This window comes from Trinickia sp. Z7, from assembly GCF_056498045.1.
Window position 1 is genome coordinate 336,165 of sequence record NZ_JAUEQW010000004.1, and the last position, 15,408, is coordinate 351,572.

Consider the following 15,408-nt stretch of genomic DNA (forward strand, 5'->3'; position numbering starts at 1 on the left):
GAGCAAGGGGTTCGAAAGGCGCAACGGCAGATGGCGCATGGCGCGCAGCCGAGCGCCGCGAACGGCGCGCTCGCCGATGGCATGGGGCTTGCATTGGCGAGCCGTCGCTGCGCTGCAGCCGGGCGCCGTAGCTCATCGCCCCCAAACGTTTCATCCGACTTTCGATGCGAGGACGACCATGAAGAACCTGAAACACGCGTTGAGCAGTGGCAACTGGCGCTCGCTCGTCGCCTGCTTCCTCTATTTCGACACCGGCTTCACGGTATGGGTCCTGTACGGACCGCTCGCGCCTTTCATCGGCAAGAGCATCGCCATGACGGCTGCTCAACAAGGCTTTTTGGTGGCGGTGCCGGTGCTCTCCGCCGCGATTTTGCGCGTCGCCCTCGGCAACCTTTATCAGACCACCGACGGCCGGCGCGTGGCGTTGATGGGCGTGGTGATCTCGGCCCTGCCGGCGATCGTGTTGCCGCTGTTGCCGACGACGCCGTCCTACACCCTGCTGCTCGTGCTCGGCGTGTTCCTCGGCGTCGGCGGCGCGAGCTTCGCCGTTGCCTTGCCGATGGCCGGAAGCAGCTATCCGCCCAAGGTCCAAGGGCTCGTCCTGGGTTTGGCCGCCGCGGGCAACATCGGCGCCGTGCTCGACGGCTTCCTGTTTCCGCACGTAGCCGACGCGTTCGGCTGGCAGTACGCCACGGCGGCCGCGCTGCCGCTGCTGGCCATTGCAGGCATCGCGCTGTTCGCTTGGGGTGACGACCGCGGTGAAAAGGCCGGCAGCCCGGTCCGGGCGCTCGCGGGCTTCGCGACGATGCTCGCGGGCTTGATCGTGCTCGTGCTGGCCGTGCACGCGGGCGTGTTCGGCTCGGGCAAAACAGGCGTGCTGCTGCTGCCCGTGCTCGGCGCGGCCGGCGCCATCGCCTTGTTGCCCGCCCGCTATCGAGCCGTGCTCACCGAGCGCGACACGTGGGTCATGATGCTCGTCTACAGCATCACGTTCGGCGGGTTCGTCGGAATGTCGTCGTATGTGACGCTGCTGCTGACGACGCTCTATCAGATGCCGAAACTGGAAGCCGGCTTGTTCATGTCGCTGCTGGCGTTTCTCGGCGCCATCGTGCGTCCGATGGGCGGCTATTTGGCCGATCGCATCACCGGCGTACGGGCGCTGACGGGCTTGCTCGCGGCGATTTCGCTCGCCGATTTCGCTTTCGCCGCCTGGATGCCGCCGCTCGCGGGCGGCATCGCCGTCCTGGTGTGCCTCTACCTCGCCTTCGGCCTGGGCAACGGCGCGACGTTTCAACTCGTCCCCCATCGTTGGAAAGGCAAGACGGGCTTGCTCTCCGGCGTGATCGGCGCGGCCGGCGGCATCGGCGGCTTCTATCTGCCGGTCGTGATGGGCATCGCCAAGGAAAGCACCGGCAGCTATCAAATGGGCTTCGCCACGTTCGGCGCGCTCGCAGCCTGCGCGTGTGTCGCGATGCTTGCGTTGCGTGCACAGTGGCTGGTCTGGGCCAACCCGGCCGCCGCGGCGTCGGAACTCGCGCACGTGGCCAACCCGGCGCGCGTCGGACAACCGGCCGCCGCAGGGAAATAATGCGAGGCGGCGGGCGCACTCGCGTGCGCGCCCGCCGGGACGAAGCGCCGAAGGCCGGTCGCAGCGGTGGTAAAATCGCGGGTTCTCTCCTGCCCCGAACCCGCGCCTTCGAGCGCTACGTCCGATCATGTCCGATACCCGCGCCGAAACGCTGTTTGCCCTCACCGCCCTGTCACCGCTCGACGGGCGCTACGCCGCCAAGACCGAAGCGCTTCGCGATTGGCTTTCCGAAGCCGCGTTCATGCGCCACCGCGTGACGGTCGAGGTCCATTGGCTCATCGCGCTGTCGCAAGCCGGCTTCGCGGAAATGCCGCGCTTCTCCGCTGCCGCCGAACAATTCCTGCTCGATCTCGTCGCGCGCTTTTCGGCGCACGACGCCGCGCGCATCAAGGACATCGAGCGCGTCACCAATCACGACGTCAAAGCCGTCGAATATTGGCTCAAGGAATCGGTGAAAGGCCAGCCCGAGCTCGAACGCGCGAGCGAGTTCATTCACTTCGCCTGCACCTCGGAAGACATCAACAATACCTCGCACGGCATGATGCTCGCCGGCGCGCGCGAGCACGTCATCCTGCCGGCGCTGCGCTCGGTGCATGGCCGCCTCGTGGCGCTCGCGCACGCACAGGCCGAGCAGCCGATGCTCTCGCGCACGCACGGCCAGCCGGCCAGCCCCACGACGCTCGGCAAGGAAATCGCGAATGTCGCCGCGCGCCTCGCGCGCGCGATCGAGCGCATTGCAAACGTCGAAATCCTAGGCAAGATGAACGGGGCGGTGGGCAACTACAACGCGCACCTGTCGGCTTACCCGAGCTTCGATTGGGAAGCGTTCTCGCGCAACGTGATCGAACAACGGCTCAAGCTCGCGTTCAATCCGTACACGATCCAGATCGAGCCGCACGATTACATGGCGGAATTGTTCGATGCGCTCGCCCGCGCCAACACGATCCTGCTCGATCTCGATCGCGACGTGTGGGGCTACATTTCGCTCGGCTATTTCAAGCAGCGGACCAAAGCAGGCGAAATCGGATCGTCGACGATGCCGCACAAGGTCAACCCGATCGATTTCGAAAATTCGGAAGGCAACTTGGGGCTCGCGAACGCGCTGCTGCGCCATCTCGCGGAAAAGCTGCCCGTCTCGCGCTGGCAGCGCGACCTGACCGACTCGACGGTGCTGCGCAACATGGGCGTCGCGCTCGGCTACTCGCTGCTCGCTTACGATGCGCTGATCCGCGGCATCGATAAGCTCGAAGTCAACCCGGCCCGCCTGAACGAAGATCTAGACGCCTGCTGGGAAGTGCTGGCCGAGCCCGTGCAAACGGTCATGCGCCGCTTCGGCATCGAGAACCCGTACGAGCAGTTGAAAGAGCTCACGCGCGGCAAGGGCATCACCCGCGAAGCGCTGCAGCAGTTCATCGCCACGCTCGGGATCCCCGACGATGCGAAGGCGCTGCTCAGCGCAATGACGCCCGCGTCGTATACGGGCAAGGCGGCCGAGTTGGCGAAACGGATCGGGTGATCGACAAGGCTCGAGCGGCGGCGGCGATTGCGCGTTACGCCGTTCGGCCATCTTCGTTTCCCACGGCGCGGGCTGCGGCGGTTAGGGTCGGGATGCCCTACTCCCTCGTTGCGCGGTATTTCGCCCGGGGTTGCATGCTCGGCTGCGTTTGATGTTGGCTGACGTGCCGCGAAGGCCCGCTCGAGCCCGTCGGCGGCTCGCCGGTCTCGCAGCGAGCATCGGATTCAAGCGGCTGAACCGAGCCGCTTCACCACCTCTTCGACGATCTGCTCCGGCGACAGCTCGATCCCGACCGTGATCGCTTCGTCGTCGCCCGGTTCCTCGAGCGTATCGAGCTGGCTTTGTAGCAGCGACGGGTTGAAGAAATGCCGGCCGCGCGTAGCGAGGCGCTCGTGCAGCACCTCGAACGAACCCTTCAAGTACACGAAGCGCACGACGCCATCGCCCTGCGCCCCGCCGCGCAACACGTCGCGATACACGCGCTTGAGCGCCGAGCAGCCCACGACGAGCGACTCGCCCGCACGCACCTTGTCCTCGATCGCCGAGCGAATGGACGCCAGCCACGGCCAGCGGTCGTCGTCGGTCAGCGCGATGCCTTGCGCCATCTTCTCTTTGTTGGCGGCGCTATGAAACACGTCGCCATCCACGAAGCTGCAACCGAGGCGCTCGGCCAACAACTCGCCGATAAGGGTCTTGCCGGCGCCCGAGACGCCCATCACGATCAGGATCATTTTCGTTCCAATTACAAAACCGCGGCCAACGCGAAGGTCAACCCGAGACCGAGCAGCGAGATGATCGTCTCGCACAACGACCACGTCTTGAAGGTCTGCCCCACCGTCATGCCGAAATACTCTTTGATCAGCCAGAAGCCGCCGTCGTTCACATGCGAGAAAATCAGCGAACCGGAGCCGGTCGCGAGCACGAGCAATTCGGGCCGCACTTGAATCACGCCGGCCTTGGCGATTGGCGCGACGATGCCGCACGCGGTCGTCATGGCCACCGTGGCCGAACCCGTCGCCAAACGAATCAGCGCGGCGGCGAACCAGCCGAACAGCAGCGGCGAGAAATGCGCCTGCGTGGCGACCGCCACGATTTCGCGCGAAATGCCGCTGTCGCGCAATACGCCACCGAAGCCGCCGCCCGCACCCACGATCAACGTAATGCCGGCGATCGGCGCTAGGCATTCCCCGCAGAACTTTTGGATCTGCTCGCGCGTGAACCCGCGCTGCGCGCCGAAGGTCCAGAAGCTGAAGATCACCGCGATCAAGAGCGCCACGTCCGAATTGCCGATGAAACGCAGCAGATCGTTCGGCATCGACTTGGGCGCGAAAACCAGATCGGCCCAACTGCCGACGAGCATCAGCAGCACCGGCAGCAAAATCGTGAACAGCGTAATCCCGAACCCCGGCATATCGCGCCGATTCTCGGCCGCATCGTCGGCCGATTCGATGAATTGCGCCGCAAGCGGGTTGTTTTCGGGCAGCTTGACATGCCGATGGACGAGCAAGGCGAACAAGGGGCCTGCCACGATCGCGGTCGGAATGCCCACGATGAGCCCATATGCGATGGTTTTGCCGATGTCGGCGCCGTAGGCTTGCACCGCGAGCAACGCGGCTGGGTGCGGCGGGATCAACCCATGCACGACCGACAGCCCCGCTACCATCGGCAAACCGATCAGCAGCAGCGATTTGCCCGTGCGCTTGGCGACGTTGAAGGCGATCGGGATCAACAAGACGAAACCGACCTCGAAGAACACCGGCAAACCGACGATGATCGCCACGAACATCATCGCCCAGTGAATGTGCTTCTCACCGAACCAACGAATCAGGGTGGTCGCAATGCGCTCCGCGCCGCCCGATTCGGCCATCATCTTGCCGAGCATCGTGCCCAAGCCCACGACGATCGCGATATGGCCCAAGGTGCCGCCGTTGCCGGCTTCGAACGATTTGACGATCTGGCCCACCGGCATGCCGGCCGCGAGGCCGAGCAGCAACGAGACCACGATCAGGACCAGAAACGGATAGACCTTGTACCGCGCAATGAGCAGGATGAGCGCCGCAATCGCTATGAGGGCGTAAAGCAACAAGAGGCCGCCGTGGACCGATCCCATGAAGAGTCTCCTTTACTTGTTTTGAAGCGAGGCAGGTGGACAAATGCGGCGAGCATCGCTGGCCCCGCCGCCCCGATACGGACGTTGCATTGTAGTCGGCGCCGCGAACGGGCGATAGAACCGGTTCCATCGACGAGAACCCCTATATCTCGCGCCTAGCACCGCGCGCATAAGGGCGAGCTTCGGGATCAGCGGCAATGGAATTCGCCCACCGCGGCGGCGGGAGCGCGCACGTTGCGAAGCCCCCGTTGCCGCGGCTCGGCGGATCAGTGCTGGTGGGCAGCCAGTTCCGATGCGGCGCGGGCGAGGCGCGTGACCTCATCCCAGTTTTGCGCGGCCAGCGCGGCCTTGGGCGTGAGCCAGGAGCCGCCCACACACACGACGTTGGGCAATGCGAGGAAGCTTGGCGCCGTCTCGGTCGTGATGCCGCCGGTCGGACAGAACTTGAGCGTCGGGAACGGTCCGTACAACGCCTGCAGCATCGGCATGCCGCCGGCTTGCTGCGCCGGGAAGAACTTCACCGTTTCGTAGCCGAGCTCGAGCGCAAGCAAGATGTCGCTCGGCGTCATGACGCCCGGCAAAAGCGGCAAGCCGGCGTCCTGCGCAGCTTGGTGGATGTCGCGGGTCAACCCGGGCGAAACCCCGAACTGGGCCCCGGCTTTTTTCGCCTGTGCGCAGTGCTCGGGCTTCGTGATGGTGCCGACGCCGACGACGATGTCCGGCGAAAGTTGCGCCGCGCGCTCGATCGCGCCGATGCCCGCGGGCGTGCGCAACGTAATCTCGAGCACCTTGACGCCGCCCGCGTGCAACGCGCGCGACACATGCTCGCCCTGCTCGACCGTGTCGAAAGCCAGCACGGGGATGACTGGACCGAGGCGGACGATGTCTTCAACCTTTTTCATGCTGGCTCCTTATTGCTTGCTTGCGTGGATCGGATCGAAACGCTCGGCCGGCTCGTGCACGAGCGGACCGAACACCGAGGCGCCCATTTCGGCCGGCGCGGCCGCCGCCCGGAAGACGCCGAACAGCTCGCGGCCGAAGCCGACTTCATTGTGCGCTTGATGCTTCGGTTGCTCGACCTCGCGTGCGTCCCACTGCGCCGCATCGAGTTCGACGTCCAAAATGCCGCGCTCGGCGTCGATGACGATGGGGTCGCCGTCGCGCACTTTACCGAGCGGCCCGGCAAGCAGCGCCTCGGGAGACACGTGAATCACGGCCGGGACTTTGCCCGATGCACCCGACATGCGCCCGTCGGTGACGAGCGCGACGTGAAAGCCTTGGTCCTGCAGCACGCCGAGCAGCGGCGTCAGGCGGTGCAGCTCGGGCATGCCGTTCGCGCGCGCGCCTTGGAACCGGACGACGGCCACGAAGTCGCGCTTGAGCTCGCCCTTGTCGAACGCCTCCTGCACGGCCTCCTGCGAATCGAACACGAGCGCTGGCGCCCGCACGGTGCGATGCTCGGGTGCGACCGCGGAGATTTTGATGACGCCGCGGCCGAGCTTGCCCTGCATGAGGCGTAGGCCGCCGTCGGGCTGAAACGGCTCGCCGATCGGCCGCAGCACTTTGGCGTCGCCCGTCTGCTCGGGACCTGCCACCCACGCCAGTTGCCCGTCGACGAGCCGGGGCTCTTCCGTATAGCGTCCCAAGCCCTTGCCCATCACGGTCGTGACGTCCTCGTGCAACAAAGCGCCTTCCAGCAGGTTGCGGATCAGGAAGGCCATCCCGCCGGCTGCGTGGTAGTGATTCACATCGGCCTTGCCGTTCGGATAGATCTTGGCGAGAAGCGGGACGACTTGCGAGAGCGCGTCGAAGTCGTTCCAGTCGATCAGAATGCCCGCCGCGCGCGCGATCGCGACGAGATGCAGCGTGTGATTGGTCGAGCCGCCGGTGGCGAGCAGCGCGACGATGCCGTTCGCGATCGCTTTTTCGTCGATGACGTGACCGATCGGCGTGTATTGACCGCGCTCGGCCGTCAGATCGAGCACGCGGCGCGCCGCCGCCGCCGTCAGGGCGTCGCGCAGCGGCGTATGCGGATGGACGAACGCCGACCCGGGCAGATGCAACCCCATGACTTCCATGAGCATTTGATTGCTGTTCGCGGTGCCGTAGAAGGTGCATGTGCCGTGCCCGTGATAGGCGGCCGATTCTGCCTCGAGCAACGCCTCGCGGCCCACTTGCCCCGTCGCGAACTGCTGTCGGATCTTGGCTTTTTCGTCGTTGGACAGGCCGCTCGTCATCGGCCCGGCAGGCACGAAGATCGTCGGCAAATGCCCGAACTGCAGCGCGCCGATCAGCAAACCCGGCACGATTTTGTCGCAAATGCCGAGGCACAGCGCCGCATCGAACATATTGTGCGTGAGCGCGACCGCCGTGCTCATCGCAATCACTTCGCGCGAAAACAGCGAGAGCTCCATGCCCGCGTTGCCTTGCGTCACGCCGTCGCACATTGCCGGCACGCCGCCTGCGAATTGAGCGACGCCGCCGTTTTCACGCGCGGCGCGCTTGATGATATCGGGGTAGTCCTTATACGGCGCGTGCGCCGACAACATCTCGTTGTAAGCCGAAACGATGCCGATGTTCGGTTCTCGCACCGCCTTGATCACGAGCTTGTCATTGCCTTCGAGACCCGCAAAGCCGTGAGCGAGGTTCGCGCACGACAGTGCTCCGCGAGCCGGGAATCGCCCTTGCGCGGCGTCGATACGTGCGAGATAGGCAGAGCGCGTGGGGCGACTGCGCTCCACGATGCGGCGAGTCACTTCAATCAGCGTGGGATGCGGCGAAGCCATGGTGGAACGCTCCTTCCTGTAAGCCGGCGTACGGACGCCGGCGGGTGGCGCGATGCGGCGCGAGCGGCCGCGCAGTTCGATTCGGTCGTGGAGTTTAGTAGAAAAACTACATAACCGCAATGCGGGAGAGACTGGATTACCACGCGCACAAGCATTGACACAGGGGCGAGCATCCGCATATCGGTAGAAAACTTCTGTAGATTTTCTACATCTATCCGGTCATACTGTCGCCATCGATAGAAAACGATACACCCCATCGAGGCGGTCATCCGATGCTTTCCCGAATCGAAGCCATGCGTGCGCAACTGCGTCCGTCCGAACGCAAGCTGGCCGACTACGTGCTCGACACTCCCCGCGAGGTGCTCGACCTGGCGATGACCGAACTCGCCCGGCGCGTCGGCGTGAGCCAGCCGACCATCGCGCGGTTTTGCCAAGCGCTCGGGTGCGGCGGCTTTCGGGAATTCAAGATCCGGCTAGCCCAAAGTATTGCGCCCGGGTTGCCGTCCGTCTATCGCGACGTGCGCCCCGACGAACCGGCTTCGGGGGTGGTAGCCAAGGTATTCGACCGCACGATCGGCGCGCTCATCGAGGTTCGCAACAGCTTGTCCGCGAGCAGCATTGCCAAGGCGACCGAATTGCTCGCCGGGGCCTCGCGCATCGAGTTCTATGGCGCGGGCGGATCGGGCATCGCCGCGCAGGACATTCAGCATAAATTCTTCCGGCTCGGCATACCGAGCGTCGCCTATGCCGATCCACACACCTATACGATGTCGGCGGCATTGCTCGGCGAGGGGGACGTGGTGGTGACGATCTCGAACACGGGACGCACGCGCGATATCGTCGAAGCGGCGCGTTCCGCCCGCGCGTGCGGGGCGAAGGTGATCGCGATCACCAATAGCAACTCGCCGCTCGCGCAGATTGCGACGGTGAGTTTGTTCGCGAACGTCACAGAAGAAACCGATATCTTTTCGCCGATGACCTCGCGCGTGTCGCATTTGGCAATCGGCGACATCCTTGCGGTCGGCGTCGCGCTGACACGCGGTCCCGAACTCGTCGACAAACTCGGACGCGCCAAAAAAGCGATTACGCGCCGACGCATCGAATCGGGACAAGAGCCCTAATGGAAATGGGCGAGAACTAGAACGGCTTGACCACGACGAGCGCCACGGCAGCGATCAAGCCCAGCACGGGCAACTCGTTGAAGATGCGGTACCAGCGATCCGAGCGGCGGTTTTCCCCCCGCTCGAACGCACCCAACACGCGACGGCAATAAAGGTGATAGGCAATGAGCAGCACCACCACGGCCAGCTTTGCATGAATCCATCCTTGCCCGCGCCCGATGCCGTAGCCGAGCCACAGCCATAGCCCCAGCGCCAACGCGAGCACCGCGATCATCGTCATGAACCGATACAGCTTACGCGCCATGGTCAGCAGCCGCGCAACGGCGGCCGCCTCGCGCTCCATGGCGAGATTGACGAAGATGCGCGGCAGATAGAAAAGGCCTGCAAACCACGAGGCCACGAATACGATGTGAAATGTCTTGACCCAGAGCATCGTGATAGGGCTCATCGTTAAATGTTGGAGTCGATTCGTTGCGGCGCGAGCGCCGCCCCATCGAGGCTCGCGGCCCAACGACACGGCCGCGCGCTGGCCGCCGGACCGGACTACTGGCGCACTTCGCCGTGCCCAAGCACCACGTACTTGAGCGAGGTCAGTCCCTCGAGCCCGACCGGGCCGCGCGCGTGGAGCTTGTCGTTCGAGATGCCGATTTCGGCGCCGAGTCCGAACTCGAAGCCGTCGGCAAAGCGCGTCGAGGCGTTCACCATCACGCTCGCGGAATCCACTTCGCGCAAGAAACGCATGGCGCGGTCGTGATCTTCGGTGACGATCGCATCGGTATGCGCCGAGCCATACGTGTTGATGTGGTCGATCGCAGCGTCGATGCCGTCGACGATTTTGATCGCGAGCACCGGCGCGAGATATTCGGTGCGCCAGTCTTGCTCGGTCGCATCGACGAGCGCAAGCGGCGGCGCATCGCCGTCCCACGGCCCAGCCTCGAGCACGGCGCGCGCTGCGGGGTCCACGCGTAACTCAACGCCCTTGTCGCGGTAGACGCGCGCAAGCGGCGGCAGCACCGCACGCGCGACACCGCGCGCGACGAGAAGCGTCTCCATCGTGTTGCACGTGCCGTAGCGATGGGTCTTGGCGTTGTCGCAGACAGCGAGCGCCTTGCACAGATCCGCCCGATCGTCCACGTAGACGTGGCAGATCCCATCCAAATGCTTGATCATCGGCACACGCGCTTCTTCGATGAGCCGCGCGATCAAACTCTTGCCGCCGCGCGGCACGATCACGTCGACGTACTCGGTCATCGTTATGAGCTTGCCGACGGCTGCGCGATCGGCGGTCTCGACCACTTGCACGGCATCGCTCGGCAAACCGGCTGCCGCCAATCCTTCTGCAATCAACTTCGCCAAGGCCGTATTCGATGCGAGCGCCTCGGAACCGCCGCGTAAGATCGCAGCATTGCCCGCCTTCAGGCAGAGCGCCGCCGCATCGATCGTCACGTTCGGCCGCGATTCGTAGATGATGCCGATCACCCCGAGCGGCACGCGCATTTGACCGACCTGAATGCCGCTCGGCCGGTATTTGAGGTTGTCGATCTCGCCGATCGGATCGGCCAGCGCCGCGACTTGGCGCAGGCCTTCGATCATCGTGCGCAGCGCCTTGTCCGACAAGGTCAAGCGATCGACGAAGGCGGCGTCCATGCCCTTTTCGCATGCCTTGGCGACGTCCCGCGCATTCGCTTCTTTGAGCGCGGCTTGCTCGCGCTCGATCGCGCGCGCGATCGCTTCCAGCGCATCGTTCTTGGCCGCGGTGGAGGCGCGCGCCATCGCGCGCGAAGCGGCGCGTGCGCGGCGGCCGATACCGGTCATGTACTCGTCGATTTCCATCGTGATTCTCGTTCCTCGCGCCCACGGCGCGGTATCTCGGATTTGCGGCGCGTTGGCCGTCGCATCGATTGTAGCGTCAGGCGCCGATCGCGCGTGCGGCGCCGCGCTTGGCCGGCGCCGCCACGAGCGCGGCAAGCTCGAACAAGCCGTCCCATGGGTCGGGCGGCAGCGCCGGGCGCCGCCGGCTGGCCGGCGCCGCGCCCGTCAGGCCCTTCACTTGCCGGTCGAGCGCCGCGGCGAGCGCTAACCCCTCTTCGAGCAGCGACTCCGTGACCCGGGAAAGCGCGGGACCGACGAGCCGCTCGCGCGGCCCCCACACGCGGTTCTCGCGCAGCAGCATGGCGAGCGGCTTGCCTGCAGCCGCGCCGCGCTTGATCTTGAGCAGCGTGCGCACTTCTTCCGTGAGCGCCCACAGCACGAGCACGGCTGCCTCGCCCTCGCCTTTCAGACCGTCGAGCATGCGCGCGAGCCTGCCGACGTCGCCGGCCAGCATCGCCTCGTTGAGCTTGAAGACGTCGTAGCGCGCAACGTTGAGCACGGCGTCGTGCACTTGCTCGAACGTCAGCGCGCCTTGCGGATAGAGCAAACCGAGCTTCTGAATCTCTTGATGGGCCGCCAATAAATTTCCCTCGACGCGCTCGGCGATGAACTGCAGCGCACGCCGGCCCTCTTCACCGGGCGCGACACGCTGGCCTTGCTGCGCCAGCCGTTGCGCGACCCAATTGGGCAATTGCGCACGCTCCACCGGATCGATTCGCAATGACACGCCGCCATCCGCAAGCGCCGTGAACCAGGCCGATTTTTGCGTAGCGGCGTCGAGCCTCGGCAGCGTGACGAGCACCAGAACGTCGGGATTGCCGGCGGCCGCAAGCGTCTTCAATGCATCGGCGCCCTCCTTGCCCGGTTTGCCGGAGGGAATCCGCAACTCGATCAATTGGCGCTCGCCGAACAACGACATCGATTGCGTCGCACCCAGCAACGAGCTCCAATCGAAGCTGCGCTCGACCGTGAATACGTTGCGTTCGGTGAACCCCGCCGCGCGCGCTGCCACGCGAATGCGGTCGCACGCCTCCTGCGCGAGCAAGTGCTCGTCGCCGAAGACGACGTACAGACCGGCGAGGCCCTTCGCCAGATGCGTGTCGAGCGCGTCGAGTCGCAGTTGCATGAGCGTGCGCCGGGCCGATCAGAGCGGAGGCGGCGGCAGCGGCGCGCGCGGGGAGACCGCCGGTGGCTGCTGCCCTGCCGCGGGATGCAGCGAGCGCACGACCGCTAGGCGGCGCGTCAACTGATCGACGGCGTCGTTTTGCATGTCCTGATAGAGCAGTTCGGCTTCTTGCGCCTTCGCCTGCGAGTACTGAACGCTATAAGTCATCGCCCGGTTGAGGACGATCGCGCTCGACGGAATCAACACGGCGCCGTCCGTCCCGGTGAGCGTGTAGGCAAGTGTGTAACTGAGCTGGTATTCCGCCGCCACGCCGAGCGAGTTGAGCGTCAGCACGCCTTGCCCGCGGCCTTCGCTCATGCTCAGCACCGCGTCGGCATCGGCAGGCGACTTGACGACGACCGTGTCGCTGCCGCCTTCGATCATGCGCGTCAAACGCGCAGCGACGATCGGCGGCGCGCCGACGATGGCGAGCCGCTTGAACGCATAGTTCTGCTGCCCTCGCAGTTGGAAGCCGCAAGCGGCGAGCATCATCGTGCCGCACATGAGCGCGAGAAACGATCGGCGAATCACATTGGCTCCTTGGAGTCTATTGAGCGCGCGGCGACGGCGCCGTCAAACGACGACGTTCACGAGACGGCCGGGCACGACGATGATCTTCTTCGCGCTCTTGCCTTCGCTAAAGCGCGCGAACATCTCGTGCGCGAGCGCAGCGGCTTCGATGGCCTCGCGCGGCGCGTCCTTGGCGATCGTCAGCGCGCCGCGAACCTTGCCGTTCACTTGCAGCACGAGCTCGATCTCGGCTTGTTCGAGCGCCTTCTCGTCGACCTTCGGCCAAGGCGCATCGAGCAACGAGCCGAATTCATCGACGAAGCCGAGCGTTTGCCAAAGCGCGTGGGTCGCGTGCGGCACGACCGGATACAGCACACGCAACAGCACGCCGTAGCATTCACGCAGCACGCTGGGCCGCGCGAGCTTCGCGTTTTCGAGCGCGTTGAGCATCTTCATCGCAGCCGACACGACCGTGTTGTACTGCAACCGCTGATAGTCGAAATCGGCCTGCTTGAGCACGCCGTAGATTTCCCGGCGCAGCATCTTGTCGACTTCGACCAACTGCACGGGATCGAACGTCTCGCGCGCGACGAGCTCGGCCTGGTTGGCATGACCGAACGCCCACACGCGGCGCAGGAAGCGGCTCGCGCCTTCGACGCCCGAGCCGGACCATTCGAGCTGCTGTTCGGGCGGCGCGGCGAACATCGTGAACAAGCGCGCCGTATCGGCGCCGTATTGATCGATCAGCAATTGCGGATCGACACCGTTGTTCTTGGACTTGGACATCTTCTCGACGCCGCCCAGCACGACAGGCTGCCCGTCCGAGTGGTGCGTCGCACCCACGGGGCGGCCCTTGTCGTCGTGCTCGACCGTGACGTCGGCCGGGTTGTACCAAGTCTTCTTGCCCGACGCATCCTCGCGATAGAAGGTTTCGTTGAGCACCATGCCCTGCGTGAGCAGGTTCCTCGCCGGCTCGCCGAACTTCACGAGCCCCATGTCGCGCATCACCTTGGTCCAGAAGCGCGAGTAGAGCAAGTGCAAAATCGCGTGCTCGATGCCACCGATGTATTGGTCCATCGGCATCCAGTAATCGGTGCGCGCATCGACCATCGTCTCGGCGTCGGGGCACGGATAGCGCGAGAAATACCAAGCCGAATCGACGAACGTATCCATCGTGTCGGTCTCGCGCTTGGCCGGCGCGCCGCACTTCGGGCAGGCGCAGTCGACGAACGCCGCCGACTTCGCGAGCGGGTTGCCCGCGCCGTCCGGCACGAGGTCCTCCGGCAGGACGACCGGCAGATCCTTCTCGGGGACCGGCACATCGCCGCACGCGCCGCAGTGGATGATCGGGATGGGCGTGCCCCAATAGCGCTGCCGCGAGATGCCCCAATCGCGCAACCGCCAAGTGACCTGCTTGTCGCCGAGACCGAGCGCCTTCAGATCGGCCGCGACGGCATCGACCGCCTGCTCGTAGCCCATGCCGTCGTAGCGCCCGCTGTCGACGCAAACGACACCTTCTTTATCGCCGTACCAGGCCTGCCAGGCATCGAGCGAATAGTCGCACCCGGCCTTCGCGATCACTTGCTTGATCGGCAAGCCGTACTTCTTCGCAAACGCGAAATCGCGCTCGTCGTGCGCGGGCACGCCCATGACGGCGCCCTCGCCGTAGCTCATCAGCACGTAGTTGCCGACCCACACTTCGACGCGCGCCTGCGTGAGCGGGTGCGTCACGTAAAAGCCCGTGGGCATGCCCTTCTTTTCCATCGTGGCCATCTCGGCCTCGGCCACACCGCCATGCCGGCACTCGTCGATGAACGCTTGCAACTCGGGCTTGCCCTGCGCCAAGCGCGCGGCGAGCGGATGCTCGGCCGCGATCGCACAAAACGTCACGCCCATGATCGTGTCGGCGCGCGTGGTGAACACGCGCAACAGCTTGCTTTCGCCGTCGAGTTCGTACGGGAAGCCGAAATTCACGCCGAAGCTCTTGCCGATCCAGTTTTGCTGCATCACCTTCACGCGCTCGGGCCAACCCAGGCCCTCGAGGTCGTTCAGCAACTCGTCCGCGTACTGCGTGATACGCATGTAATACATCGGGATTTCGCGCTTCTCGACGAGCGCGCCCGAACGCCAGCCGCGCCCGTCGATCACTTGCTCGTTGGCGAGCACCGTCTGATCGACCGGGTCCCAATTGACCGTGCCCGTCTTCTTGTAGACGATGCCCTTCTCGAGCATCTTCAGGAACAGCCACTGGTTCCACTTGTAGTACTTCGGATCGCACGTGGCGACCTCGCGCGACCAGTCGATGGCGAGCCCCATCGATTGCATCTGCCGCTTCATGTAAGCGATGTTCTCGTAGGTCCACTTCGCGGGCGGCACGCCGTTGGCCATCGCCGCATTTTCGGCAGGCATGCCGAAGGCGTCCCAGCCCATCGGCATCAGCACGTTGTAGCCGTTCATCCGCAGATAGCGGTACATCACGTCGTTAATCGTGTAGTTGCGCACGTGCCCCATGTGCAGCTTGCCCGACGGGTACGGCAGCATCGAGACGCAATAGAACTTTGGCTTACCGGCGACTTCGGCCGTGCGGTAAGCGTTCGATGCGCGCCAGTCTGCCTGGGCGGCGGCTTCGATGTCGGCGGGTAAGTATTTTTCTTGCATGGCGGTGGTTCGGGCTGGACTGTCGTGGCGCCTTGGCAAAAACGCGGCGCGGCGATACGGGAAGATGCGTTTCCCCGGAAAT

Annotated in this window: 12 protein-coding genes; 3 read left to right on the plus strand and 9 right to left on the minus strand. The window is 64.9% G+C overall.

Annotated elements, in window-relative coordinates; translation table 11 throughout:
• The first annotated feature begins 178 nt into the window (after nucleotides 1–178).
• The gene (locus QQS38_RS10325) at nucleotides 179–1,588 is read left to right on the plus strand and encodes an MFS transporter (protein WP_479645264.1); all 1,410 of its coding nucleotides are present in this window, start codon (nucleotides 179–181) and stop codon (nucleotides 1,586–1,588) included.
• A 127-nt stretch (nucleotides 1,589–1,715) separates the two neighbouring features.
• Nucleotides 1,716–3,104: an adenylosuccinate lyase gene (gene purB, locus QQS38_RS10330; protein ID WP_479645265.1), complete on the plus strand. Its 1,389-nt coding sequence runs from the start codon at nucleotides 1,716–1,718 to the stop codon at nucleotides 3,102–3,104.
• Nucleotides 3,105–3,328: 224 nt separating this feature from the next.
• Here the strand turns inward: purB and QQS38_RS10335 are convergent, their stop codons facing one another.
• From QQS38_RS10335 to edd, 4 genes are all read right to left on the minus strand, one after another.
• The gene (locus tag QQS38_RS10335; protein ID WP_479645266.1) at nucleotides 3,329–3,835 is read right to left on the minus strand and encodes a gluconokinase; all 507 of its coding nucleotides are present in this window, start codon (nucleotides 3,833–3,835) and stop codon (nucleotides 3,329–3,331) included.
• Nucleotides 3,836–3,846: 11 nt separating this feature from the next.
• Entirely contained in the window at nucleotides 3,847–5,214 is a 1,368-nt protein-coding gene (locus tag QQS38_RS10340; RefSeq protein ID WP_479645267.1) for a GntT/GntP/DsdX family permease, read from the minus strand.
• Between the two features lie 266 nt (nucleotides 5,215–5,480).
• Nucleotides 5,481–6,116, minus strand: a complete 636-nt coding sequence (locus QQS38_RS10345; protein WP_479645268.1) for a bifunctional 4-hydroxy-2-oxoglutarate aldolase/2-dehydro-3-deoxy-phosphogluconate aldolase — start codon at nucleotides 6,114–6,116, stop codon at nucleotides 5,481–5,483.
• A gap of 9 nt (nucleotides 6,117–6,125) precedes the next feature.
• On the minus strand, nucleotides 6,126–8,000 hold the full coding sequence (gene edd / locus QQS38_RS10350; RefSeq protein ID WP_479645269.1) for a phosphogluconate dehydratase: 1,875 nt from the start codon (nucleotides 7,998–8,000) through the stop codon (nucleotides 6,126–6,128).
• 272 nt (nucleotides 8,001–8,272) lie between these two features.
• Here edd and QQS38_RS10355 point away from each other — a divergent pair, with 272 nt between their 5' ends.
• Nucleotides 8,273–9,121 carry a MurR/RpiR family transcriptional regulator gene (locus QQS38_RS10355; protein WP_479645270.1) on the plus strand — a complete coding sequence of 283 codons (849 nt, stop codon included), beginning with the start codon at nucleotides 8,273–8,275 and terminating at the stop codon, nucleotides 9,119–9,121.
• A 16-nt stretch (nucleotides 9,122–9,137) separates the two neighbouring features.
• Here the strand turns inward: QQS38_RS10355 and QQS38_RS10360 are convergent, their stop codons facing one another.
• The 5 genes from QQS38_RS10360 to leuS all read right to left on the minus strand — a co-directional run bounded on the left by QQS38_RS10360 (nucleotide 9,138) and on the right by leuS (nucleotide 15,326).
• A complete protein-coding gene (locus tag QQS38_RS10360; RefSeq protein ID WP_479645382.1) occupies nucleotides 9,138–9,560 on the minus strand; it encodes a CopD family protein in 423 nt (140 codons plus the stop codon).
• Between the two features lie 104 nt (nucleotides 9,561–9,664).
• Entirely contained in the window at nucleotides 9,665–10,954 is a 1,290-nt protein-coding gene (locus QQS38_RS10365; protein WP_479645271.1) for a glutamate-5-semialdehyde dehydrogenase, read from the minus strand.
• A 76-nt stretch (nucleotides 10,955–11,030) separates the two neighbouring features.
• Nucleotides 11,031–12,119, minus strand: a complete 1,089-nt coding sequence (gene holA, locus QQS38_RS10370; protein WP_479645272.1) for a DNA polymerase III subunit delta — start codon at nucleotides 12,117–12,119, stop codon at nucleotides 11,031–11,033.
• Nucleotides 12,120–12,137: 18 nt separating this feature from the next.
• Entirely contained in the window at nucleotides 12,138–12,689 is a 552-nt protein-coding gene (locus QQS38_RS10375; RefSeq protein ID WP_479645273.1) for an LPS-assembly lipoprotein LptE, read from the minus strand.
• Between the two features lie 42 nt (nucleotides 12,690–12,731).
• Entirely contained in the window at nucleotides 12,732–15,326 is a 2,595-nt protein-coding gene (gene leuS / locus QQS38_RS10380; protein WP_479645274.1) for a leucine--tRNA ligase, read from the minus strand.
• Nucleotides 15,327–15,408: the final 82 nt, after the last annotated feature.

Coding starts and splice junctions, on each gene's coding strand:
- QQS38_RS10345 (WP_479645268.1), bottom strand. CDS start 6,116: ATGAAAAAGGTTGAAGACATCGTCCGCCTCGGTCCAGTCATCCCCGTG.
- edd (WP_479645269.1), bottom strand. CDS start 8,000: ATGGCTTCGCCGCATCCCACGCTGATTGAAGTGACTCGCCGCATCGTG.
- QQS38_RS10325 (WP_479645264.1), top strand. CDS start 179: ATGAAGAACCTGAAACACGCGTTGAGCAGTGGCAACTGGCGCTCGCTC.
- QQS38_RS10365 (WP_479645271.1), bottom strand. CDS start 10,954: ATGGAAATCGACGAGTACATGACCGGTATCGGCCGCCGCGCACGCGCC.
- QQS38_RS10335 (WP_479645266.1), bottom strand. CDS start 3,835: ATGATCCTGATCGTGATGGGCGTCTCGGGCGCCGGCAAGACCCTTATC.
- purB (WP_479645265.1), top strand. CDS start 1,716: ATGTCCGATACCCGCGCCGAAACGCTGTTTGCCCTCACCGCCCTGTCA.
- QQS38_RS10355 (WP_479645270.1), top strand. CDS start 8,273: ATGCTTTCCCGAATCGAAGCCATGCGTGCGCAACTGCGTCCGTCCGAA.
- QQS38_RS10340 (WP_479645267.1), bottom strand. CDS start 5,214: ATGGGATCGGTCCACGGCGGCCTCTTGTTGCTTTACGCCCTCATAGCG.
- leuS (WP_479645274.1), bottom strand. CDS start 15,326: ATGCAAGAAAAATACTTACCCGCCGACATCGAAGCCGCCGCCCAGGCA.
- holA (WP_479645272.1), bottom strand. CDS start 12,119: ATGCAACTGCGACTCGACGCGCTCGACACGCATCTGGCGAAGGGCCTC.